This window comes from Bradyrhizobium manausense, from assembly GCF_001440035.1.
Classification (GTDB): Bacteria; Pseudomonadota; Alphaproteobacteria; order Rhizobiales; family Xanthobacteraceae; genus Bradyrhizobium; species Bradyrhizobium manausense.
Genome location: NZ_LJYG01000108.1, coordinates 427,505 through 449,911, shown reverse-complemented (window position 1 = coordinate 449,911; position 22,407 = coordinate 427,505). Strand labels below are relative to the sequence as shown.

Sequence of the window (22,407 nt, the reverse complement as noted above, 5' to 3'; positions counted from 1 at the left end):
GCCGCGGCCTAGTCGACCCTCTCTCTCCGCCGTCATTGCGAGCGCAGCGAAGCAATCCAGAATCCTCAGCGGAGACAGGCTGGATTGCTTCGCTACGCTCGCAATGACGGCTTGTAGTTGCCTGCTTGGTTCTTCAAGCAGCGTCTGAGATCGCGGATGCATCCATAATCACCACGGGTTGGCGCGCATCTTCGCCATGGCGAGATATGTCGATTCACTGATGCCTGACGTCCCCGGGCTCGATCCCTGGAAGAGGTCGAGCACCGGCGAATAGGTTTGGCTGGCGTTCTTCGCGTCGTACATGGCCGAGAAGCGGCTGAGCAGTTTTGCAACTCTCGTGGGATCTCCGAGGTCTTTGAGATTGAGGTACTTCTCCACGATCTTGGCCTGCTGATCGATCTGCATCGAGGCCATCTGATCGGGCAGGTCGAAGGTGGTCCGGAACACCTCCGAGAGCGCCTTGTCGGCGAGAATGTCGTAGGCGGATGTGATGTGTCCCGCCATGCGCTGGAAGTACAGTGCGAGGCGCACGCCCGGATTGGCATCGCCCTGCTGCTGCTCCAGGCTTTGCTCGAGATAGTTCTTCTGCGTTGCCAGGAATTGATCGCGCTTTTGCGGACCCTCCATCGCAAGGCGCGCGACGTTGCCGTCCTTGTCGAAATTGAACGATGCTGCGATCTCGGCAAAGCGAGCATCGCTTTCCGTGTTTGCGAAGCTCTTGGGGTCATTCAGATCGGAAGCCAAGATTTTCTTCAGATAGGTAGTGCTCACCTTTCCGGGCTCCAAACCCTTGGCGACCAGGATGAAGTCGACCAGCTTCCTGTTCGCGAGCAGATCGGCAACGCTCTTGATGCCGCCGATCGCCTGTTGATAGCTGGATGCGTCTTTCTGGGCCTGCGCCTTGATCTTCGGCTGGGCCTGCGGGCTTGCAAATTTCAGTTTCGCAATGACGTAGTTCTTCGCGATATCGAGGATTTCGGCTGGATCCTGGGCCGCCAGCGGCGTCGTCAGATTGCCTTTGGCGTCGAAATTGAAGGCACGCGCGAGCTTGAGGTAACGATCGTCATTGAGCGTATAGACATAGCTCTTGGGATCGCTGAGGTCGCTTTCGAGGACAGCCTTCACGATCGATTGCGGCACTTGTGCGGGATCGAGGCCGACGGCAGCCAACGCAAAACCATACGCGCCCGGTATGGAGACCAGCGCCTGAAGTGAAGTCACGCTCGGGATGGCTTTTCTGAATTGCCCGATCAGCACAGCTTCCTGTAGCGGGCTGGCCGCCGCATAGACCGCCGACTTGCTGTCGTCGAATCTCTTGTCGGTGCTGGCAAGGTTTGCAGCGGTCTGTGCCGGCGTCCCCGGCGGAAGCGAGCCGTCGGCTGAAAAATCGAACGCGGCGGCGAGATCCATGAACCCCCTGGTCGTCGCGATCGCGTCGTTGGTGCTAGATATGCTGCTCACGGCCGACTGCAGGCGATATCTTTCGACCAGGATCTGGACCTTCAATTGATTGACGTCGGCGCCGGGCTGCGACAGTTGCGTCGTGTAGTCAGCGATCTTCGTGCTGGCGTCCGTTGCATTCGATTTGGCCTGGGCAAGCTGCGCGTTCAGGCCATCCAGCTTGGACGAGAAGTTGACATTGACGTAGCTGTTCGGATCTGACGGGTCGCTGGTCAGGACCTGCTTGATCGCGTCGCGCGACCATTTGCTCTGGTCGATGCCGAACGCCGAGGCGACATAGTTGCGGAGACGATCGTCGTTCAGAAGCTCGTCGACGCTGGTCACGGTGCCAATTTTGGCATTGTAGTATTTCGCGTCGGCGGCAATTGCATCGACGTTGCTCTTCATGGCTGCGGTGTACAGCCCGATCATGTCGTCGGTCTGGCTTTCCGATTGCGCGACTTTCGTTGTGCCGCCGCCGAAGGAGAATGCCGCGGCGAATTCCCGGTAACGCTTGTCGATCAGCGTGTTGGCGAAGCTCCTGGGGTCCGAGAGATCGCTCTGCAGCACCTTCTTCATGAAGGCCTTGGCGTAGGCCATGTCTTCCAGACCATAGGCTTTCGTGACGTAGTGATACAGACGATAGTCCTTCATCAGGTCGTCGACGCTGTGCACCTTGCCGATGTTGGCTTTGTAGTAAGCCGCTTCGCGCGAGACGTCCGACTGCTGCGCCACTCGCGTGAGGGACTGCGTGAGATTGCGCGCGATATAGCTGTAGCTGGAATAGGTGGACACCATGGGCAATTCCTGACGGCTCGGCGAGTCTTGTCGAGGAGGCCTGGACGTCCGTCAGTCATTGCCGGGTCGCGAGGCAGGGACTGGCCTCATGCCAGCACGCAGAAACATTGTTTCGGTTCATTACTGCGATTCTGGACGACAACCTTAGGTATTTCTTGCGTCGAAGGGCCGCATCGTCAGAGCGCTTCCGCAAGCCTCCCGCAAGCAAGCGCGCGTAAGCTCATCCCTTGGTATTGCAATCGCGCATGTCTTCGCCGTCTCGCGGCACGTCGTGCCGAGCTTTGCGGTGGTAAAGCGAATTATTTGCACGGCAAGCATTGACCGAGCGGTGGCGTGTTTTGCCCGTCGGGCAACGCCACGGATGGTGGGAGAGCGTAGTGCGTAGGGCGGATTAGCGAAGCGCAATCCACCGCCTTTGGCCCTGCGGATGCCAACAGAGGTGGATTACGCTTCGCTAATCCACCCTACGTTCCCGCATAAGGCGTCCGCAACCTCATCCATCTGCGCGAACATGTAGTCGGGCGCAAGCGCCTGCAACGCGGCCGGCGCGGCATAGCCCCAGCTGACCGCGCCGCAGGCAATGCCCACCGCGCGCGCCGCCTCGATGTCGCGGACCTCGTCGCCGATGGAAATGACGTTTTTCGGAACGGCTCCCGCGCGCCGGATCACACGGCGGAATTTCGCGGCCTTGCCGAACAACGACGCGGCGCAGTCGAAATGCTGGAAGAGCGCGGCCGACGCACCGAGCTTTTGCCGCGCGTTGACCTCGCTGTCCGACGTCACCAGCGCAAGTTGCACGCCGTTCTCCGCGAGCGTCCGCAGCATCGCATCAGTGCCTGCAAACAGCGGAATCTCTGCGGCCGCTTCCCCCTTCAGCCGCCGGGCATAGCGCGCGATCGCGGGCAGCTTCCACACGGGCACTTCGAGCCGGGAGAGGATCTCCCGCGTCGAGGCATGCCTGAGCTCCTCGATATCCTCATCCCGCACGCGGCGAAAGCCGAAGCGGTCGGCGACGTCATTGATGGTGCGCAGGAACCAGGGGAAGCTGTCGACCAGCGTGCCGTCGAGGTCGAAGATGGCGAGGGCGTAGGGCATGAAGGGAGGCTACTAGCTGCTAGCCGGGCTTGCGGATGATTTGGCCGAGGAAGCGGCGCCTCCCACGTGCTCATTGGCCCACTCTGCAAATGCAATACGCGAGGCCGAGTCAGCGAAAACCCTGGCTGGAATAAAAAAGCCAATCCGTGCGTCGTACCAGAGCGCGACCAGCGTATCAGTATCCTTCACCGCTGCAATCGCATTCCAGAGCACCCGGCTTTCGATAACCGGAGTCCTAACGATTATCGAGACATCATCAAAAATAACTTGCCACGTCTTCTGCGCGGCTTCACGCATCTCGAACAATTTGTCGAACATTCGGCGATTGCACCAGCCCATCACGAAGAATGCGAAGAAATACCCCAGCATGAACCATAGTAACGATCCGAATGCCGCGCCCGACGTCGTCCGACCTCGATCCACGGCTGTGCAGGCCCAAACGATGATCAGGAAGATCGCGACGAGTGGCGCACCAGCGCTGATGCGCTTGTCAATGAGAGCCCCGAGCTGTTTACCAGTAAGATTTGCAAAAGCGCGGTCTTCGGCTCTGGTGACTTGAAATTCGAAATGAAAGCCGCTTGCTTCAGTTGCGTTGCTCAAATCTGATCTCCCGACGGCGAAATCAGAGCAGTACAGCAAGGATCAGCAACTAACCAGAGGTTGCTGATGGACGAACTAAGTATTGTGGCACGGACGATGCTCAGAACATGGTGAGAGATTAGGGCCCTAGGATTTCCAAACCGTCTGCTCGCTCCAGCCGAGTTCGGCGAACTCGGCTGCCCGCAGCGGGGCCTCCCCTTCTGCGAAGAATTCATCGAGCTGTGGCGGCGCGACTGACGTTGCCGACAGCATGGCGTGCGCCTGCCCGCGATGGTGGATCTGATGCTGGAACAGATGCATCAGCAGCCGGTCACGGCGTTCGGTCTGGACGCGCGTGTCGCGGTTGATCCGGACAATGCCGTCGAGAAGCTCTGGAGTCAGCGCATCGCAGATGGCGATCAAGCGCTGGTCCATGGCGGCCTGGGCAGGCTTCAGTTCGGCAAGCGAGGGGTACGGCACCTCGTTTGTCCAGGCGCGTGGTCCGAGCCAGCCGCCCTCCAGCGCATCGATGTAGAAGAGATCGATGACGTAGATGTGGTTCAGCGTGCGTTGAATGCTCGGGAAGAAACCGGTTCGCGGGGCTTCGAACTCGGCCTGGCTGAGACCGGCGCAGGCGGTGAGCAGGCGATGGTTCGCCCAGGCATTGTTGTGGGCGAAGGCGCGATAGGTTTGAACGAGGCCAGCGGACATGCGGCTTCCCGGATCTCGCTTCTCAGAAGAAGAGCAGCGGCGGATTACGCTTCGCTGATCCGCCCTACAGCTCCAACATTTACTCCGCCGCCTCGCTCGTGCTCCTTCGCTTCGGCTTGCGCGCCTTCTTCAGCACCGGCTCCAGGAACTTGCCGGTGTAGCTGCGTTGCGCTTTCACGATGTCTTCCGGCGGGCCCCAGGCGACGATCTCGCCGCCGCCGTCGCCGCCTTCGGGGCCGAGGTCGATGACCCAGTCTGCCGTCTTGATGACTTCGAGATTGTGCTCGATGACCACGACGGTGTTTCCTTGCGCGACCAGCTCGTGCAGCACCTCCAAGAGCTTCTTGACGTCGTGGAAGTGCAGGCCGGTGGTCGGCTCGTCCAGGATGTAGAGCGTGCGGCCGGTGGCGCGCTTTGACAGTTCTTTTGCCAGCTTGACGCGCTGGGCTTCGCCGCCTGAAAGAGTCGTCGCCTGCTGGCCGACATGGATGTAGTCGAGGCCGACGCGGTGCAGCGTCTGGAAAGTCTCGCGCACGCGCGGCACCGCCTTGAAGAACTCGGCGGCTTCCTCGACGGTCATGTCGAGCACGTCGGCGATGGACTTGCCCTTGAACAGCACCTCCAGCGTCTCGCGGTTGTAGCGCTTGCCCTTGCAGACGTCGCAGGTGACGTAGACGTCGGGCAGGAAGTGCATCTCGATCTTGATGACGCCGTCGCCCTGGCAGGCCTCGCAGCGGCCGCCCTTGACGTTGAAGGAGAAGCGGCCCGGCTCGTAGCCACGGGCCTTGGCTTCCGGGAGCCCAGCAAACCATTCCCGGATCGGCGTGAAGGCGCCGGTATAGGTCGCCGGGTTCGAGCGCGGGGTGCGGCCGATCGGCGACTGGTCGATGTCGATGATCTTGTCGATATGCTCGAGGCCCTCGATGCGGTCGTGCGGGGCGGCGCCTTCGCTGGCGTTGTTCAGCTTGCGCGCGATCGCCTTGTAGAGCGTATCGATGAGAAGCGTCGACTTGCCGCCGCCGGAGACGCCTGTCACGGCGGTGAACAGGCCGAGCGGAATCTCCGCCGTGACGTTCTTGAGATTATTGCCGCGCGCGTTCACCACCTTGATGGTGCGGCGATGGTTCGGCGGACGCCGTTCCGGCACCTCGACCTCGAGCTCGCCGGTCAGGTACTTGCCGGTGAGCGATTTCGGGTTGCGCATGATCTGTTCGGGCGTGCCTTCGGCGACGATGTTGCCACCATGCATGCCGGCGCCGGGGCCGATGTCGAGCACGTAGTCGGCGAGGCGAATGGCGTCCTCGTCATGCTCGACCACGACCACGGTATTGCCGAGGTCGCGAAGCCGCTTGAGCGTGTCGAGCAGGCGCGCGTTGTCGCGCTGGTGCAGGCCGATCGACGGCTCGTCCAGCACGTAGAGCACGCCCGTCAGGCCCGAGCCGATCTGCGAGGCGAGGCGAATGCGCTGGCTCTCGCCGCCGGACAGCGTGCCGGAAGAGCGGGAGAGGGTGAGGTAGTTGAGGCCGACATCGAGCAGGAAGGTCAGGCGCTCGCGGATTTCCTTCAGGATGCGCCCGGCGATCTCGTTCTGCTGCGCGTTCAGCGCATCAGGCACGGTCTCGAACCAGGCGCCGGCGCCCTTCACCGACAGCTCCGAGATCTCGCCGATATGCTTGCCGCCGACCTTGACGCAGAGCGCCTCGGGCTTCAGCCGGAAGCCATTGCAGGCGCCGCAGGGCACGTCGTGGAAATACTTGGCCAGTTCCTCGCGCGCCCACTCGCTCTCGGTTTCGCGGTAGCGGCGGTTGATGTTGGTGATGACGCCTTCGAACGGCTTCTTGGTGTCGTAGGAGCGCACCCCGTCCTCGTAAGAGAACTTGATCTCGTCCTCGCCGGAGCCATGCAGGATGGCGTTCTGCGTTTTCTTCGGCAGATCCTTCCATTTTGTGGTGAGCGTGAACTTGTAGTGCTTGCCGAGCGCGGTCAGCGTCTGCACGTAATAGGGCGACGACGATTTGGCCCAGGGCGCGATCGCGCCCTTGCCGATGGCGAGCTCCTTGTCGGGGATGACCAGGTCCTCGTCGACATGCTGCTCGACGCCGAGGCCACCGCAGGCCGGGCAGGCGCCATAGGGATTGTTGAACGAGAACAGGCGCGGCTCGATCTCGGGGATGGTGAAGCCGGAGACCGGGCAGGCGAATTTTTCCGAGAACAGGATGCGCTCGGGCCCGCTCTTGTCGTGGATCTTGGCCGTCTTCTTTTTCTCTTCGACCGGCGCGGTGGCCGGCGCGTCGGCGAACTCGACGACGGCGAGGCCCTCGGCGAGCTTCAGCGCCGTCTCGAAGCTTTCAGCAAGGCGCTGGCCGATATCGGCGCGCACCACGATGCGGTCGACCACGACGTCGATGTCATGCGGGAATTTCTTGTCCAGAACAGGCGCTTCCGCGAGCTCATAGAAGCTGCCGTCGATCTTGACGCGCTGAAAGCCCTTCTTGAGCCATTCGGCGAGCTCCTTGCGGTACTCGCCCTTGCGGCCGCGCACGACGGGGGCCAGCAGATAAAGGCGAGTGCCCTCAGGCAGCGCCAGCACGCGGTCGACCATTTGCGAGACGGTCTGGCTCTCGATCGGCAGACCGGTGGCCGGCGAATAGGGCACGCCGACGCGCGCCCAGAGCAGGCGCATGTAGTCGTAGATCTCGGTGACAGTGCCGACAGTGGAGCGCGGATTCTTCGACGTCGTCTTTTGCTCGATCGAGATCGCCGGCGACAGGCCATCGATCTGGTCGACGTCGGGCTTCTGCATCATCTCCAGGAACTGGCGGGCATAGGCCGAGAGCGATTCGACGTAGCGGCGCTGGCCCTCCGCGTAGATGGTGTCGAAGGCGAGCGAGGATTTGCCGGAGCCGGAGAGGCCGGTGAACACCACGAGCTTGTCGCGGGGAATCTCGACGTCGATGTTCTTGAGGTTGTGCTCGCGCGCGCCACGAATCGTAATTGCGCGCAGGCTGGAGCCCGCGTTCTGCTGTTGGCGCTTCGCCTTGATCACTTCATCCATCCGGTTTGCCCTCGAGGAATCCCAAAGCTACGCGATCGCGCCAACGTTTAAGGCGCGCTTCGCCCGGAACCGGGATCGGCGCCAATGGGGTTCTGAGCGAACGTAGGAAGAACGAAGACGGATTTCCAGTGGGACTTGCGAATCGTCAACGGATTGTTGGCGCACTGGCGGGACTTGGCAGCAGCTACTTGGCAGCAGCTGATGGCAATGGCCTGGAACAACAAAAAGGCCGGCGCGAGGCCGGCCTTTCGTGACGATGTGACGTCGGTTGCGAAGATCAGTACTTCGCGACCACCGGGCCGCCGAAGTGATAGTTCACGCCGACCTGCACGGTGTGCAGGTTGAGCGTACCGGTCGGCAGGGCGCCCGAGAAGTAGGTCTCGCCGCCGAGGCTGCGATAGAGGTACTCGCCCTTGACCGACCACTGCGGCGCGAAGAACGCTTCGACGCCTGCGCCGACGGTCCAGCCCGAGTGGAACTTGCTGTCGGAGACCGACGCAGCACCCAAGGTGGCGGTGAGCTTGTTGTCGATCCAAGCGTAACCGCCGGTGCCGTAGAACAGAACGTTGTTGACGGCATAGCCGATGCGGCCGCGAACGGTGCCCAGCGCGTCAGTCTTCGAGGTCAGCGAGGCCGGAACGCCACCGACGCCGGGAACGAAAACCGTACCCGTGGCCGTAGCGCTGACGTCAGCCCAGGCGCCATCGGCCTCGACACCGAACACGACGTTGCCGGTCTGCCAATTGTAGCCGGCGGTGCCGCCGACGAAGCCACCCTTCATCTTCGGGTCGCCAGAAGCAGCTTCCCAGGCGCCGCCACCGACGATACCGAGATAGAAGCCGGTCCAGTCGTAGACCGAGGCCACGGCCACAGGAGCCTTGGTGTAGGGGCGCGCCGCCAGATCGGCAGCCGAAGCGGCGCCGGTGAGGGCGATCAGAGCGGCCGAAGCCAACAAAACCTTCTTCATTTTCAACTTATCCCAGTCCCAGTTTCTGTTGTTGCCTTCCGCAAGATCGGAAGGGCATCGGACGCTGTGGTCCAACTGGTGCCGTGCTTACACCACCAAAGCTGCAAGTTGCGTCTCTCAAAAGCCACAACAAATACAAAATGTAAGACTGGCTGACCCATGGTTCCCGTCGGGACGGAAAAAGCGAAAGGCCGGCGCGAGGCCGGCCTTTGTTCTCAAACGATTTCAGGTGGATCAGTATTTCGCGATGACCGGGCCGCCCCAGCGATAATTGACGCGGACAAGACCCATGTCGACATTCTGGCTGATGCGATCGGTCTGGAATGCGGTGCCACCGGGCGCGTTGAGCGTCAGAGTCCTGCTGCCCAGGAAGATGTGGTCGTACTCAACGCCCACCGACCAGTTCGGCGCGAAGCCGAACTCGAGGCCGGCGCCAACCGTGCCGCCCCAGCGGTTGTCGCTGGCCGAGGCGAGCAGGGTGCCGGCTCCGGCGAATCCGGGCGCGGTGTAGATATTGAACTTGTCGGCGACCACGGCACCGCCGCCCTTCACGTAGAACAGCACGTTGTTCCAGGCGTAGCCAACCTGGCCCGTGATCAGGCCGAAGGCGTCGATCTTCGAGCGGTTGCGCTGGGTCGGGATGAGGGTGCTGACATTGTCGCCGGAGAAGTCGGCCCAGTTGCCCTGGCCTTCGAGGCCGAACACCCAGTTGGCCGATTGCCAGCGGTAACCGATCTGGCCGCCAACCGTGCCGCCGGTGGCATTGTGGCAACCCTCGCCGAACAGCGTGCCGGTGGTCGGCGCGACGAAGTCCCAGCATTTGTGGCTCGATCCGCCGCCGCCGTTGATGCCGATGTAGAAGCCGCTCCAGTCGTAGATGGTGGCGACCATCGGCGCCGGCGCCTTGGTGTAGGGACGTGCCGCAAGGTCGGCAGCACTCGCCGGTGCTGACAAGCCCAAGGCAACAATACCAATTGCACCAAACAGAATTTTCTTCATTGCAGTCTCCCCAGTGTCGTCCGCTCCGATAGTCCCCTGAAGCGGTCAATCAGGCGCGACGCCCATCATTGAACCAATTGCGACTCAACCGTAGTCCAACCGGGCGGCCGAGTCCGTCTCTGGAATGCAACAGTCGCCAGGCAATTGATCCGGGCGTAACCTAATGAATGTTAATCATTTTTCTGCCTGCACCGGTTCCAATTCATGGCGGCGTGCATAGCGGCATGAGTCGCTGTTTGCACGCTTGGGTCGCGCTATTTCGAGAGGAACAAATCTGGAACGAATGTTCGATCGATGCTATATGTGGGGATAACCAAGGGTGTGCCGGGCCGATCGGCCCCTGTAAGCGTATAGGGTCGGCTTAACAGGCGGCGGCGCGGGCGCGCCTTCGAAATTCAGTGGCATTTGGAGTGGAGAGCGGCGATGGCGGGAAGCGTCAACAAGGTCATTCTGGTCGGAAATCTCGGCAAGGATCCGGAAATCCGCCGCACCCAGGACGGGCGGCCGATCGCAAATCTGAGCATCGCGACCTCCGAGACCTGGCGCGACAAGAACACCGGCGAGCGCAAGGAAAAGACCGAGTGGCATCGCGTCGTGATTTTCTCCGAGCCGCTTTGCAAGATCGTCGAACAGTATCTGAAGAAGGGCGCCAAGGTTTACATCGAGGGCGCGCTACAGACCCGCAAGTACACCGACCAGAGCGGCGTCGAGAAGTATTCGACCGAGGTCGTGCTTCAGGGCTTCAACTCGACCCTGACGATGCTCGACGGCCGCGGCGGTGGCGGAGGAGGCGGCAGCTTCGGCGATGAGGGCGGCGGCGATTTCGGCTCGTCCGGCCCGGTCAGCAGCGCACCGCGTCGCCCCGTGGCCGCCGGCGGCGGTGGCCGCAACAACGACATGGACGACGATATCCCGTTCTAGGGCCAAGCGGGGTTTTTGCGCCGCCTTTGCCTCCCTCGCCTGAAGAGGCGGATTTTCTTACCAATTGGCGGGCCAAGCTCGGCTTTCCGGGCCGGCCTGACGTGTTGCCTCAAATTCACATCGTGCCCGCTCTGCCGCTGGCGGTCTGGCGGGCGCGTACCCACCGCGTGACCGATCACCGGCGGATCATGATCCTGATGTTTGCAGGCGCGCTGGTGGAGGCGGGACTGTTCACGCTGCTGCCCGGGCCCATCATGCACCATGTGATTTTCGGGGACTTGAGCGCTGGTTCCCGGCGGCTCGCCGAGACCACGCCCTGATGGTGCCGAGCTGGGCGTAAGCCTCTGGAAAAACAGTCGGAAAAAGCGCTGTCCGGCCTCCTGCAAGGGTGGTTATCGGGGCCTCGATGCGCTATATGATTCCCAGATAAACCTCACCGGATTCCCCCTTGGCTGACGACGACAACAAGCCCGGCGACCAGCCGGCGCAACCCTCGGACATTCGCCCCGTCTCGATCTACGAGGAGATGAAAAAGTCCTACCTCGATTACGCCATGAGCGTGATCGTTTCGCGCGCGCTGCCTGATGCGCGCGACGGGTTGAAGCCCGTGCACCGCCGCATCCTCTACGCGATGAACAATCGCGGCGACACGCCGGACAAGAAGCACAAGAAGTCCGCCGGTGCCGTCGGTGAAGTCATGGGTAAGTACCATCCCCATGGCGACCAGGCGATCTACGACGCATTGGTGCGCATGGCGCAGGACTTCTCCATGCGCGCGCCCCTGATCGATGGACAGGGCAATTTCGGCTCGGTCGACGGCGATCCGCCCGCGGCGATGCGCTACACCGAATCCCGCCTGACCAAGATCGCGCTCAAGCTCCTCGAGGACATCGACGACGACACGGTCGATTTCCAGGACAATTACGACGGCTCCGAGCGCGAGCCTGTGGTTCTGCCGGCGCGGTTCCCGAACCTCCTGGTCAACGGCGCCGGCGGCATCGCCGTCGGCATGGCGACCAACATCCCGCCGCACAATCTGGGCGAAGTCATCGACGCCTGCGTGGCGTTGATCGACAATCCGTCGCTGACCATCGACGAGCTCATTAACATCATCCCGGGCCCGGACTTCCCGACCGGCGGCATCATCCTCGGACGCCAGGGCATCCGCAGCGCCTATCATCTCGGTCGCGGCTCCATCGTGATGCGCGGCAAGGTCACCTTCGAGACCATCCGCAAGGAGCGCGAGGCGATCGTCATCACCGAGATCCCGTATCAGGTGAACAAGGCGACGATGGTCGAGCGCATCGCCGAGCTCTACAAGGAAAAGAAGATCGAGGGCATCTCGGACCTGCGCGACGAATCCGACCGCGATGGCTACCGCGTTGTCGTCGAGCTCAAGCGAGATGCCGTGCCCGACGTGGTGTTGAACCAGCTCTACAAGTTCACGCCGCTGCAAACCTCCTTTGGCGTCAACGCCGTTGCGCTCGACTCGGGTCGTCCGCAGACGATGAACCTGAAGGACATGCTGACGATCTTCGTCGGCTTCCGCGAGCAGGTCGTCACCCGCCGCACCAAGTACAAGCTGCGCAAGGCGCGCGAGCGCGCGCACGAGCAGGTCGGCCTCGCCATCGCGGTCGCCAATATCGACGAGATCATCAAGGTCATCAGGCACTCGCCGACGCCGGCGGCGGCGCGCGAGACCCTGATGACGCGCGACTGGCCCGCGCGCGAGGTCGAGGACATCATCACGCTGATCGATGATCCCCGCCATCGCATCAACGAAAACGGCACCATCCGCCTGTCGCTGGAGCAGGCGAGGGCGATCCTGGAACTCCGTCTGGCCCGCCTCACCGCGCTCGGCCGCGATGAGATCGGCGAGGAGCTGGCCAAGCTCGCCGGCGAGATCGGCGACTATCTCGAGATCCTGCGCTCGCGGGCCCGCATCCTCGATATCATCAAGACCGAGCTTGCCCAGGTGAAGGCCGAGTTCGCCACCCCGCGCAAGACCGTGATCATGGAGCAGGAAGGCGAGGTCGAGGACGAGGACCTGATCCAGCGCGAGGACATGGTGGTCACCGTCTCGCACGCCGGCTATGTCAAGCGCGTGCCGCTGTCGGCCTATCGCGCCCAGCGCCGCGGCGGCAAGGGCCGCTCCGGCATGCAGACCCGCGACGAGGACTTTGTCAGCCGGCTCTTTGTCGCGTCGACTCATACGCCGGTGCTGTTCTTCTCGTCGCGCGGCCAGGTCTACAAGGAGAAGGTCTGGCGGCTGCCGATGGCAGCTCCCAACGCGCGCGGCAAGGCGCTGATCAACATCCTGCCGCTGGAGCAGGGCGAGCGCATCACCACCATCATGCCGCTGCCCGAGGATGAATCCACCTGGGGCCAGTTGGACGTGATGTTCGCCACCACTGGCGGCAACGTTCGCCGCAACAAGCTGTCCGACTTCGTCGACGTTCGCCGCTCCGGCATCATCGCAATGAAGCTCGACGACGGCGAAGCGATCGTCGACGTGCAGATCTGCACCGAGCATGACGACGTGCTGCTGACCGCGGCCGGCGGCCAGTGCATCCGTTTCCCGGTCCCCGACGTGCGCGTGTTCACCGGTCGCACCTCGATGGGCGTGCGGGGCATTGCGCTGGGCGAGGGCGACAAGGTGATCTCCCTGGCGATCCTGCGCCATGTCGAAACCACTTCGGACGAGCGTTCGGCCTATTTGAAGATGCGCCGCGCAGTCGCCGGCGAAGCTGCTGCCGAGGAGCCGGCAGCGGACGCCGACGGCGAGGAGACCTCCGGCAGCTTCCAGCTCGCGCAGGAGCGCTATGCCGAGATGTCGGCGGCCGAGCAGGTCGTACTGACCGTCTCCGTCAACGGCTATGGCAAGCGGACCTCGTCCTACGAGTACCGCACCACGGGCCGCGGCGGCAAAGGCATCGTCGCCATGAGCGTCAACAACCGCAACGGCAACCTCGTCGCGTCCTTCCCCGTCGAGGACGCGGATCAGATCATGCTGGTCACCGACAAGGGCCAGCTGATCCGCTGCCCGGTCGAAGGCATCCGCATCGCCGGCCGCTCAACGCAGGGCGTGATCGTGTTCGACACCGCCGAGGACGAGCATGTCGTCTCGGTGGAGCACATCACGGAAGAGGCGGAGAGCGGCAATGGCGAGAACGGCAACGGGGCCTAACGTATGCAGCGCGCCATTGGTTACCTGTTTGCCGTCCTTCTGGCCGTTACTTTTGCGACCAGCGCGTCTGCCGCTGAGGTCAGGGTGATGATCTCAGCCGGGTTCTTCGCCGTGTATGAAGAGCTCGGTCCAGCCTTCGAGAAGTCGACGGGGCACAAGCTCATCACGACACGCGGCCCTTCAGTTGGCGATTCACCGGAAGCCATTCCGACGCGCCTGTCGCGCGGCGAGGAGGCCGACGTCGTGATCATGGACGGCATTGGCGTCGATCTGCTGGACCAGAAGGGACTGACGCGCGCGGGCAGCCGGGTGCCCCTGGCGGAATCGTTCATCGGCATGGTGGTCCGGGCCGGGCAACCCAAGCCCGACATCAGCACGATGGATGCACTTCGCAAGACGCTGCTTGCGGCGAAGTCCATCGCCTATTCGGACAGTTCCAGCGGCACTTATCTGTCGACGATCGGATTCAAGAAGCTCGGCGTCGCCGATGAGATCTCCGGCAAAACCCGCAAGGTGCGCGGGCCGCCATCAGGTGAACCGGTCGCTGCCGTGGTCGCCCGCGGTGAGGCGGAGATCGGCTTCCAGCAAGTCCCGGAGCTGATCCACGTGCCAGGAATCGATTTCGTGGGCACCGTGCCGTCCGAGGTTCAGCCACCGACGCTGTATGTCGGTGCCTTGCCCAGGAATTCACAACAGTCCGACGCCGCGATGGCCTTGCTGCGCTTCCTGTCTTCGGCGGATGCCGCCACGGTGATCACCAAGTCCGGAATGAGGCCTTTGCCGCACTGAGCAGACTGTGAGGCGGTCGCAAGCTCTCTCGTGAGATTGGCGAGCGCCTCGCGCTTGCCGATCTGTGCCATCCAGCACCAGAGCTCCAGTGTGCCATAGAGGTGGATCGTCTCCGGTCCTCATGGCTTGAAGGTCGGGCCCGTAGCCCGGATGGAGCGCAAGCGTAATCCGGGACTCTCGATGCGCGGCAAGAAACCCGGATTGCGCTTCGCTCCATCCGGGCTACGTACTTGCCCTAGATCTCCAGCTCCGTGCCGAATTCGACGACCTGCTTGGTCGGCACGCCGAAGAACGCCGCCGAGCGCTCGGCGTTGCGCTGCAGGAAGGCAAACAGGCCTTCGCGCCAGACCCACATGCCAGGGACGTCCTCGCGCGGGATGATGGTCTCGCGGCCGACGTAATAGGTGATGTCGGCGAGGTCGATGCCGGGCAGCTTGCCTTGGCGGCACGTGAGGGTCAGGCCTTCGTAGATGGTGGGATTCTGCATGAAGCCGTAATGCAGGATCACGCGGGTGATGCCGGGAATGATCTCGATCACCTCGGCCCGATCCTCGTCGGGAACATGCGGGGATTCCTCGATCAGCACGGTGACCAGCAGCACGCGTTCATGCAGCACGCGGTTGTGCTTGACGAACTGCGTGAGCGCCAGCGGCACGCCTTTCGGGGCCGAGGCCAGGAACACCGCTGTGCCGGGCAGGCGCGCGCTGCACTTGTTGACCGCGGTCTCGATCAGGTCCTCCTCGGGCTGTCGCAGCCTTGCCCGCGCGGCCTCGACCAGTTTCACGCCGGCCCGCCAGGTCAGCATGACGAAGGCAACGAGGCCGGCGAGCAGCAGCGGAAACCAGCCGCCCTCGAACAGCTTGATCGAGTTGGCCGCGAAGAAGATCATGTCGATGACGAAGAAGAAGCCGTTGACGGCCACCACCAGCCACGGCGAAAAACCCCACTGGATCGCGACCAGGGCCGCAAGCAGCGTGGTGATCGCCATCAGCAGCGACACCGCGATGCCATAGGCGCCGGCGAGTGCGTCCGAGGTGCCGAAGCTCAGCACAGCGCCGAGCGTTGCGGCGGCGAGCAGCCAGTTCACCAGCGGCACGTAGATCTGGCCGATCGCGTCGCTCTGCGTGTGGCGGATCTGCATGCGCGGCAGGAAGCCGAGCTGGATCGCCTGCTGGGTCAGCGAGAACACACCGGAGATGATCGCCTGCGAGGCGATCACGGTCGCAACGGCGGAGAACGCGACCAGACCGTAATGCAGGAAGTCAGGGCAAAGCTGGAAGAACGGATTCTCGATCATCGAGGAATCGGTGATCAGCAGCGCAGCCTGGCCGAAATAGTTCAGCACCAGCGCCGGCAAGCAGATCGCGAACCAGGCGAGCCGGATCGGCAGACGGCCGAAATGTCCCATATCGGCATACATCGCCTCGCCGCCTGTCACCGCGAGGAAGGCCGCGCCGAGGATCGCGAAGGAGACCTGGAAGTCCTGATGGATCAGGAAGTCGAAGGCATAGAACGGGCTGAGCGCCGCCAGCACGGCCGGCGCCTTGAAGATGCCGTGGATGCCGAGCGCGGCCAGCACGATGAACCAGGCCAGCATGACCGGGCCGAAGATGCGGCCGATGAAGCCGGTGCCCTGCTTTTGCATCACGAACAGGCCGACCAGGATGGCGATGGTAACGGGCACGACCACGGGGGAGAGCGAGGGCGCGTCGACCTTGAGGCCTTCAATGGCCGATAGCACCGAGATAGCCGGCGTAATCGCGCCGTCGCCATAGAGCAACGCCGCACCGACCAGGCCGACGACGAGCAGGTGCGCGCGCCAGGTCCCGGGCTGGGCGTGGCGGGCATGCAGCAGCGCCAGCAGCGCAACGATGCCGCCTTCGCCGCGGTTGTCCGCGCGCAGGATCAATAGCGCATATTTCAGCGAGATGATGAGCAGCAGGGCCCACAGGATCAGCGAGGCGACGCCGAGCACAGCATCCTGTGTCACTGTGCCGCCATGGGCGGCCGCCTTGGCAGCTTCCTTCAGGGCATAGAGGGGGCTGGTGCCGATATCGCCATAGACCACGCCGAGGGCGCCCATGGTCATGGCAAGCGGAAGCGGATTGGGATGATGGCCGGAAGCGACCGCGGGCGTACTGGACAATTGCAAACCCCTCGATGGGAATCGCACCCGTCGGGTCATTCCGGCGGGTGCGCGCGTCAACCACTCTGCGACGAGACGCCGCAAATTGCCATGGGGTTTCTATTGGGGGTTCTATCGGAGCTTGTGCCGGCGTTTATGACGCCAGCCTGACAAGTCGCCTAAGGGGTGCGGTCTGCCGTGACCAGGCGCGCAACGCGGACGTCGGACTTGGTGCCGGCGCGGCGCAGGCAGGACGCCTCGAAGTTCGGCCACGCCTGCTGCGAGCAATCCCTGCCGATGGCCTTGATGTCGAGCCGGTCGGCCTTGGCCAGCGGTTGCGGCACGCTCGCTTCAACGGTGGGAGCAAAACCGGGCAGCAGGGTGAGGGCTGCAGCAACACACGCAGCAACAGCGATCGCTGAAAGAGCCTTGATCATTGACGGTCCCCTGTGATGCGGCCGCTACGCCCAGTATGCGGCCCGTCATTCGTTGGCTGGATTAGTAACCATGCCCAGTTTCCGGACGTCTTCGCCGATGCCGGAAATGGTTTCGTGCGCATCCGGTTGTGTGTCGTGGACGCCCCCAGGACGAAACAAACCGGCCCGTTCCGACTCGGAATGCCGGAAAAATCGGCAGGATAGGCGCAGGGAACCGGCCCGGCTTGCCGGGCAGGGCCGGGCGAGGTAGGACGGGGCCATGCCGCGCATTGCCTTTTACCCAGGTTCCTTCGACCCCATCACCAACGGCCATCTGGACGTGGTCCGGCATGCCGTCCCCCTGTGCGACAGGCTTGTTGTCGCTATCGGCGCTCATCCCGGCAAGAAGCCGCTGTTCTCGACCGAGGAGCGGCTGAAAATGCTGCATGATGTCTGTGGGCCGGTGGCGGCCCAGGCGGGTTGTACGCTGGAGACCACCACCTTTGACGATCTCTCGGTGACTGCCGCCCGCAAGCATGGTGCCACCATCATGATCAGAGGTTTGCGCGACGGTACCGACCTCGACTACGAAATGCAGCTCGCAGGCATGAATGAGGCCATGGCGCCGGAGGTGCATACGGTCTTCCTGCCGGCATCCCCCATGGTCCGCCCGATCACCGCCACACTGGTGCGACAGATCGCGGGTATGGGTGGTGACGTGTCGGCCTTCGTGCCGCCGCTCGTTGCATCCTTGCTCAAGGCCAAATTCGCCTGATAACGGCGCACTTCTTCATCTCATCTGATCCGGAGCTTTCATGAACCGTCGTTTCGCAATCCTTGCCACGATGTTTGTCGCGCTTATTGGCGCGGCCCCGGCCGTGGCGCAGCAGCTGCCGGCCAATCTCGACAAGGCCAATGCGCTCGTCATCGACACCACAAAGGGCCGCATCGTCATCAAGCTCAGGACCGACCTGGCGCCGCAGCACGCCGAGCGCCTCAAGCAGCTGGCGCGCGAGGGCTTCTACAACAACGTGCCGTTCCACCGCGTGATGGACGGCTTCATGGCCCAGACCGGCGACGGCCAGAACGGCAACGGCACCGGTGGCTCGAAATATCCGAATCTGAAGCAGGAATTCTCCAAGGTTCACTTCGCGCGCGGCATCGTCGGCATGGCACGGCGCGGCGACAGCGTCGATACCGCCAACTCGCAGTTCTTCATCATGTTCGCCGACGGCGGCAGCCTCGACGGCCAGTACACCGTCATCGGCGAGGTCGTGCAGGGCATGGACGTGGTCGACAAGCTGAAGAAGGCACCGGCCGGCTCGCCGAGCGGCACCGTCACCGATCCCGACAAGATGGTGAAGGTGCAGGTCGCCTCCGACATCAAGTAGGAGGGCTCATGGCGCGCCGCGGCGACAGGCTTCTGCTCGCTGCCGCAGCGCTCCTGCTCGCCACCATCGGTGCCGCTGCCGACGACGCGAAGGTGGACACCATCGCGGACATTTCCAGGTACCTGCAAACCTGCTGGAAACCGCCACCCGCCAGCAAGGCTCACCCCATCGACATCACCGTCATCGTGAGCTTTAACCGGAGTGGAAACATTTTGGGCCATCCGCGAATTTCCTATGAATCCGCGGATGCCACCGACGAAGACCGGCTGCAGTACCGCATCGCGGTGATGGAGACATTGCAACGCTGCACGCCGTTGCCATTTACCGATGCAATGGCCGGCGCGGCCGCGGGACGTCCCTTCGCGATCCCGATCCGTCGCCGGAAGACTTCACCTCCAACACAAGAGAGACGAGCATGAGCGTCACCGAAAACACATTGATCCTCGAGACCACGCAGGGCCCCGTCACCATCGAGATGCGTCCGGACCTCGCGCCCGGCCATGTCGCCCGCATCAAGGAGCTGGTCCGCGAGGGCTTCTACGACGGCATCGTGTTCCATCGCGTGATCGAGGGCTTCATGGCCCAGACCGGCTGCCCGCACGGCACCGGCACCGGCGGCTCCGGCAAGAAGCTGAAGGCCGAGTTCAACAAGGAGCCGCACGTGCGCGGCACCGCCTCGATGGCGCGCGCGGCGAGCCCGGATTCCGGCGACAGCCAGTTCTTCATCTGCTTCGACGATGCCCGTTTCCTCGACAACCAATACACGGTGTGGGGCAAGGTCACCGAGGGCATGGAGAACGTCGACAAGATCAAGCGCGGCGAGCCGGTCCAGAACCCGGACAAGATCGTCAAGGCGCGGATGGCGGTGGATAAGGAATAGGCATCTGTCGTCGTTCCGGGGCGGCTCGCAGAGCCGAACCCGGAACCTCGAGATTCCGGGTTCGCGCCTTGCGCGCCCCGGAATGACGTCATAGCGGACCATGCGCACCGACCTCTTCGATTTCGACCTGCCGCCGGAGCGCATCGCCTTGCGCCCGGCCAGTCCCCGCGACTCCGCGAAGATGCTGGTCGTGGAGAACGGCGCGCTGCGCGACCAGACCATTGCGGATCTGCCGCACTGGCTGAAGCCGGGCGACCAGCTCGTCGTCAACGACACCAAGGTGATCGCGGCGCAATTGAAGGGCCGCCGCATCGGCCGCGAGACCGAGCCGAAGATCGAGGCGACCTTGATCAAGCGGCTCGACGGCTCGCGCTGGCAGGCGCTGGTGAAGCCCGCGAAGAAGCTCACACCCGGCGACCGCATCCGCTTCGGCAATGAGGGCAAGGTCTGCCTGCTCGGCCATCTCGATGCCGAGGTCGAGGCCAAGGGGATGGAAGGCGAGGTGACGCTTGGCTTCTCGTTCCATGGGCCCGCGTTGGACCAGGCGATCGCCGATCTCGGCAGCCCGCCGCTGCCGCCTTACATCGCCTCAAAACGTACGCCTGACGATCAGGACCTCGCGGACTACCAGACCATGTTCGCGACCAACGAAGGCGCGGTGGCTGCGCCGACCGCGGGCCTGCATTTCACCCCGGCGCTGGAGCAAGCGCTGCGCGAACGCGGCGTCGGCATCGTCAGGGTCACGCTGCATGTCGGGGCAGGGACGTTCCTGCCGGTGAAGGTCGATGACACCGACGCTCACAAGATGCATGCCGAGTGGGGGACGATCTCCGCCGAGATTGCGGAGCGGCTCAACAGCGCGCGCAAGAACGGCGGCCGCATCATCGCCGTCGGCACCACGTCATTGCGGCTGCTGGAAAGCGCCACCACCGAGGACGGCACCATCCAGCCGTTCGCGGCCGAGACCTCGATCTTCATCACGCCCGGCTATCGTTTTCGCGCGGTCGATATTCTGATGACGAATTTCCATCTGCCGAAGTCGACGCTGTTCATGCTGGTGTCGGCGTTCGCGGGGCTGGGTACGATGAAGCAGGCCTATGCGCATGCGATCGCGAACGGGTACCGGTTCTATTCGTATGGGGACGCGTGTCTTCTGTTTCGGGCAGTGCCGTAGTGCCGTAGGGTGGGCAAAGCGAAGCGTGCCCACGTCTTTTCTTGAATCCGGATAAGAACGGTGGGCACGGCGCTTCGCGCCTTTGCCCACCCTACGAGGCCTGTTCTTACAGCTCCGGTTACGCCATCACCCGCTGCGGCAGCAGCTCCGCGATCTGCACGGCGTTCAGCGCGGCGCCCTTGAGCAGCTGATCGGCCGCCACGAACATCGAGATCGAATGGCCGGAGGGGTCGCTGAGGTCCTTGCGGATGCGGCCGACCAGGACATCGTCCTGGCCCGAGGCGTCGATCGGCATCGGGAAGTAGTTCTTGAGGCGGTCGTCGACGACCTTCACGCCTGGCGCCTGCGCCATGAGGCTGCGGACCTGGTCCTCGGTGATCGGCTTCTCGCATTCGAACGTGATGGCCTCGCAATGCGCGCGCAGCACCGGCACGCGGACGCAGGTGACGCCGATCGCGATATTCTCGTCCTCGAAGATCTTGCGGGTTTCCTTGATGACCTTGATCTCTTCGTCGTTGTAGCCGGTCTCGGGGTCGACAGCCGTGTTGTGGTTGAAGAGATTGAACGCGTAGGGGTGCGGCATCACCTTGGGCGTGTAGACCTGCCCGTTGAGATTGGCGCGGGTCGACTCGACGAGCTCGTCCATTGCGGCGGCGCCGGCGCCGGAGGCGGCCTGATAGGTCGAGATGATGACGCGCTTGATGCGGTTCTTCTGATGGATCGGCCAGAGCGGCACCAGCGCGGTGATCGCGGCGCAGTTCGGGTTGGCGATGATGCCCTTGTGGTCGCGGATACGGCCAGCGTTCACTTCGGGGATGACCAGCGGCACGTTCGGATCCATGCGGAAGGCTGAGGAGTTGTCGACGACGACCGCGCCGGCCTTGACCGCGATGGGCGCGAACCTCTTCGAGATGCCGCTGCCGGCGGAGAACAGCGCGATGTCGACGCCCTCGAAGGCGCGCTCGGTCAATTCCTCGATGATGATGTTCTGGCCGCGGAACGATACCGTCTTGCCGGCGGAGCGGGCGCTGGCAAGCGCCTTGAGCTTGCCGACGCGAAAGCCGCGCTTGTCCATGGTGGCGATGAATTCGGCGCCCACCGCACCGGTGACGCCGACAATCGCGACGACGGGATCGTTACTCACTTTGTCCTCCATTGCATTCGGTTGAGCTGGGATTCAGGCAACAAAAAAGCCCCGGACCATCATGGGCGGGGCTTCGGCAGAGCTTGATGCGTTTTAGTCGACGACTATGCGCGCACGCCTCCCCGGGCCCCGAAGGCCGTGGTGGTTTTGGTCGTGCGTTTGGTGGTCGTGAACATGGCGGGACTTATGCGGGAGAGTTTTGCGTCCGTCAATGGCTTTTGGGCGGGATTTTGGCCTCGTTACTTGCCCCGCACGCCCGGTGGCTCGAGCAGGACCTCCTTGAGATCGTCGCCGCTGATGACGACGATCGCGAAATTGAGCCGGCCGCCCTCGCGCACCAGCCCGCCGCTGATGGCCTTGCCTGATGCCGCCTCCTCGGCGACGCGCACGGCGTCAGCCAGGCGGTGCTTGATGATGCCGAGTGCGGCGAGGTTGCTGCGATCCTCATTGTCGAGTTCGGTGAGGGGCAGGGCGGCCTCGCCGCCGATGACCTCGCCGGTCGCCGCGTTGATGGTGTACCGCCAGACCCGGTCGTTGTGCAGGGTCTTGACCCGGTAGACCGGCACGCCCGAGCCGCCGTCGAAACTGATATCCGCGGTGGTCGCGCCGGCATGACGGGCTTCCGCGATCGCCATCGCCTGGCTGATCGAGATCGACGAAGAGCGGAAGCGCTCGATTTCGCGGCTGACGGCCTGGCGATCGGTGGCGGTGTCCCCATCTGTCTCGCTGTGGAGGG

19 protein-coding genes and 1 pseudogene are annotated in these 22,407 nt (G+C 63.3%); 9 read left to right on the top strand and 11 right to left on the bottom strand.

Annotated features, from left to right (window positions below):
- Window positions 1-168 precede the first annotated feature (168 nt).
- The 7 genes from AOQ71_RS32220 to AOQ71_RS32190 all read right to left on the bottom strand — a co-directional run bounded on the left by AOQ71_RS32220 (window position 169) and on the right by AOQ71_RS32190 (window position 9,644).
- The gene (locus tag AOQ71_RS32220; RefSeq protein WP_057755697.1) at window positions 169-2,238 is read right to left on the bottom strand and encodes a DUF1217 domain-containing protein; all 2,070 of its coding nucleotides are present in this window, start codon (window positions 2,236-2,238) and stop codon (window positions 169-171) included.
- Window positions 2,239-2,682: 444 nt separating this feature from the next.
- Window positions 2,683-3,333 (bottom strand): HAD-IA family hydrolase, encoded by a 651-nt coding sequence (locus tag AOQ71_RS32215; protein ID WP_057755694.1) that lies wholly within the window; start codon window positions 3,331-3,333, stop codon window positions 2,683-2,685.
- A gap of 12 nt (window positions 3,334-3,345) precedes the next feature.
- Window positions 3,346-3,933, bottom strand: a complete 588-nt coding sequence (locus AOQ71_RS32210) for a YcxB family protein (protein WP_057755688.1) — start codon at window positions 3,931-3,933, stop codon at window positions 3,346-3,348.
- 126 nt (window positions 3,934-4,059) lie between these two features.
- On the bottom strand, window positions 4,060-4,623 hold the full coding sequence (locus AOQ71_RS32205) for a DinB family protein (RefSeq protein ID WP_057755685.1): 564 nt from the start codon (window positions 4,621-4,623) through the stop codon (window positions 4,060-4,062).
- Window positions 4,624-4,702: 79 nt separating this feature from the next.
- The gene (uvrA, locus tag AOQ71_RS32200) at window positions 4,703-7,678 is read right to left on the bottom strand and encodes an excinuclease ABC subunit UvrA (RefSeq protein WP_057755683.1); all 2,976 of its coding nucleotides are present in this window, start codon (window positions 7,676-7,678) and stop codon (window positions 4,703-4,705) included.
- A gap of 277 nt (window positions 7,679-7,955) precedes the next feature.
- Entirely contained in the window at window positions 7,956-8,645 is a 690-nt protein-coding gene (locus AOQ71_RS32195; protein ID WP_057755681.1) for an outer membrane protein, read from the bottom strand.
- 234 nt (window positions 8,646-8,879) lie between these two features.
- Window positions 8,880-9,644 carry an outer membrane protein gene (locus tag AOQ71_RS32190; protein WP_057755678.1) on the bottom strand — a complete coding sequence of 255 codons (765 nt, stop codon included), beginning with the start codon at window positions 9,642-9,644 and terminating at the stop codon, window positions 8,880-8,882.
- A gap of 423 nt (window positions 9,645-10,067) precedes the next feature.
- Here AOQ71_RS32190 and AOQ71_RS32185 point away from each other — a divergent pair, with 423 nt between their 5' ends.
- The 4 genes from AOQ71_RS32185 to AOQ71_RS32170 all read left to right on the top strand — a co-directional run bounded on the left by AOQ71_RS32185 (window position 10,068) and on the right by AOQ71_RS32170 (window position 14,541).
- Entirely contained in the window at window positions 10,068-10,565 is a 498-nt protein-coding gene (locus AOQ71_RS32185; protein WP_057755676.1) for a single-stranded DNA-binding protein, read from the top strand.
- A gap of 101 nt (window positions 10,566-10,666) precedes the next feature.
- Window positions 10,667-10,885, top strand: coding sequence for a DUF2306 domain-containing protein (locus tag AOQ71_RS32180; RefSeq protein ID WP_347336721.1), 219 nt, complete (start codon window positions 10,667-10,669; stop codon window positions 10,883-10,885).
- A gap of 128 nt (window positions 10,886-11,013) precedes the next feature.
- Entirely contained in the window at window positions 11,014-13,752 is a 2,739-nt protein-coding gene (gene gyrA, locus AOQ71_RS32175; protein WP_057755673.1) for a DNA gyrase subunit A, read from the top strand.
- Between the two features lie 3 nt (window positions 13,753-13,755).
- Window positions 13,756-14,541 (top strand): substrate-binding domain-containing protein, encoded by a 786-nt coding sequence (locus AOQ71_RS32170; RefSeq protein WP_057755671.1) that lies wholly within the window; start codon window positions 13,756-13,758, stop codon window positions 14,539-14,541.
- A gap of 235 nt (window positions 14,542-14,776) precedes the next feature.
- On the opposite strand, the gene AOQ71_RS32165 is transcribed toward AOQ71_RS32170, so the two are convergent.
- Together AOQ71_RS32165 and AOQ71_RS32160 are read right to left on the bottom strand one after the other, a co-directional pair.
- The gene (locus AOQ71_RS32165) at window positions 14,777-16,630 is read right to left on the bottom strand and encodes a potassium transporter Kup (protein WP_057756707.1); all 1,854 of its coding nucleotides are present in this window, start codon (window positions 16,628-16,630) and stop codon (window positions 14,777-14,779) included.
- A 215-nt stretch (window positions 16,631-16,845) separates the two neighbouring features.
- Window positions 16,846-17,103 (bottom strand): hypothetical protein, encoded by a 258-nt coding sequence (locus AOQ71_RS32160; protein ID WP_057755668.1) that lies wholly within the window; start codon window positions 17,101-17,103, stop codon window positions 16,846-16,848.
- 259 nt (window positions 17,104-17,362) lie between these two features.
- Between AOQ71_RS32160 and coaD the strand changes: the two genes are divergently transcribed.
- The 5 genes from coaD (at window position 17,363) to queA (ending at window position 20,527) form a co-directional block, all read left to right on the top strand.
- Window positions 17,363-17,857 (top strand): pantetheine-phosphate adenylyltransferase, encoded by a 495-nt coding sequence (gene coaD / locus AOQ71_RS32155; protein ID WP_057755666.1) that lies wholly within the window; start codon window positions 17,363-17,365, stop codon window positions 17,855-17,857.
- A gap of 40 nt (window positions 17,858-17,897) precedes the next feature.
- Window positions 17,898-18,473: a peptidylprolyl isomerase gene (locus tag AOQ71_RS32150; RefSeq protein ID WP_057755664.1), complete on the top strand. Its 576-nt coding sequence runs from the start codon at window positions 17,898-17,900 to the stop codon at window positions 18,471-18,473.
- An 8-nt stretch (window positions 18,474-18,481) separates the two neighbouring features.
- Window positions 18,482-18,892 carry a hypothetical protein gene (locus AOQ71_RS32145; protein ID WP_057755662.1) on the top strand — a complete coding sequence of 137 codons (411 nt, stop codon included), beginning with the start codon at window positions 18,482-18,484 and terminating at the stop codon, window positions 18,890-18,892.
- A complete protein-coding gene (locus AOQ71_RS32140; protein ID WP_057755660.1) occupies window positions 18,889-19,353 on the top strand; it encodes a peptidylprolyl isomerase in 465 nt (154 codons plus the stop codon). Before AOQ71_RS32145 ends, AOQ71_RS32140 begins: the two co-directional genes overlap by 4 nt.
- Before the next feature lie 100 nt (window positions 19,354-19,453).
- Window positions 19,454-20,527, top strand: a complete 1,074-nt coding sequence (gene queA, locus AOQ71_RS32135; protein ID WP_057755657.1) for a tRNA preQ1(34) S-adenosylmethionine ribosyltransferase-isomerase QueA — start codon at window positions 19,454-19,456, stop codon at window positions 20,525-20,527.
- A gap of 118 nt (window positions 20,528-20,645) precedes the next feature.
- On the opposite strand, the gene AOQ71_RS32130 is transcribed toward queA, so the two are convergent.
- Window positions 20,646-21,683 (bottom strand): aspartate-semialdehyde dehydrogenase, encoded by a 1,038-nt coding sequence (locus AOQ71_RS32130; protein ID WP_057755654.1) that lies wholly within the window; start codon window positions 21,681-21,683, stop codon window positions 20,646-20,648.
- A gap of 227 nt (window positions 21,684-21,910) precedes the next feature.
- Window positions 21,911-22,407 (bottom strand): annotated as a pseudogene (locus AOQ71_RS32125) (PepSY domain-containing protein); the annotation flags it as partial.

Excerpts from the sequence above, each read along its gene's own strand:
- AOQ71_RS32220 (WP_057755697.1), bottom strand. The coding sequence starts at position 2,238 with ATGGTGTCCACCTATTCCAGCTACAGCTATATCGCGCGCAATCTCACG.
- AOQ71_RS32215 (WP_057755694.1), bottom strand. The coding sequence starts at position 3,333 with ATGCCCTACGCCCTCGCCATCTTCGACCTCGACGGCACGCTGGTCGAC.
- AOQ71_RS32205 (WP_057755685.1), bottom strand. The coding sequence starts at position 4,623 with ATGTCCGCTGGCCTCGTTCAAACCTATCGCGCCTTCGCCCACAACAAT.
- uvrA (WP_057755683.1), bottom strand. The coding sequence starts at position 7,678 with ATGGATGAAGTGATCAAGGCGAAGCGCCAACAGCAGAACGCGGGCTCC.
- AOQ71_RS32195 (WP_057755681.1), bottom strand. The coding sequence starts at position 8,645 with ATGAAGAAGGTTTTGTTGGCTTCGGCCGCTCTGATCGCCCTCACCGGC.
- AOQ71_RS32190 (WP_057755678.1), bottom strand. The coding sequence starts at position 9,644 with ATGAAGAAAATTCTGTTTGGTGCAATTGGTATTGTTGCCTTGGGCTTG.
- AOQ71_RS32185 (WP_057755676.1), top strand. The coding sequence starts at position 10,068 with ATGGCGGGAAGCGTCAACAAGGTCATTCTGGTCGGAAATCTCGGCAAG.
- AOQ71_RS32170 (WP_057755671.1), top strand. The coding sequence starts at position 13,756 with ATGCAGCGCGCCATTGGTTACCTGTTTGCCGTCCTTCTGGCCGTTACT.
- AOQ71_RS32165 (WP_057756707.1), bottom strand. The coding sequence starts at position 16,630 with ATGACCATGGGCGCCCTCGGCGTGGTCTATGGCGATATCGGCACCAGC.
- AOQ71_RS32160 (WP_057755668.1), bottom strand. The coding sequence starts at position 17,103 with ATGATCAAGGCTCTTTCAGCGATCGCTGTTGCTGCGTGTGTTGCTGCA.
- coaD (WP_057755666.1), top strand. The coding sequence starts at position 17,363 with ATGCCGCGCATTGCCTTTTACCCAGGTTCCTTCGACCCCATCACCAAC.
- AOQ71_RS32150 (WP_057755664.1), top strand. The coding sequence starts at position 17,898 with ATGAACCGTCGTTTCGCAATCCTTGCCACGATGTTTGTCGCGCTTATT.
- AOQ71_RS32145 (WP_057755662.1), top strand. The coding sequence starts at position 18,482 with ATGGCGCGCCGCGGCGACAGGCTTCTGCTCGCTGCCGCAGCGCTCCTG.
- AOQ71_RS32140 (WP_057755660.1), top strand. The coding sequence starts at position 18,889 with ATGAGCGTCACCGAAAACACATTGATCCTCGAGACCACGCAGGGCCCC.
- queA (WP_057755657.1), top strand. The coding sequence starts at position 19,454 with ATGCGCACCGACCTCTTCGATTTCGACCTGCCGCCGGAGCGCATCGCC.
- AOQ71_RS32130 (WP_057755654.1), bottom strand. The coding sequence starts at position 21,683 with ATGGAGGACAAAGTGAGTAACGATCCCGTCGTCGCGATTGTCGGCGTC.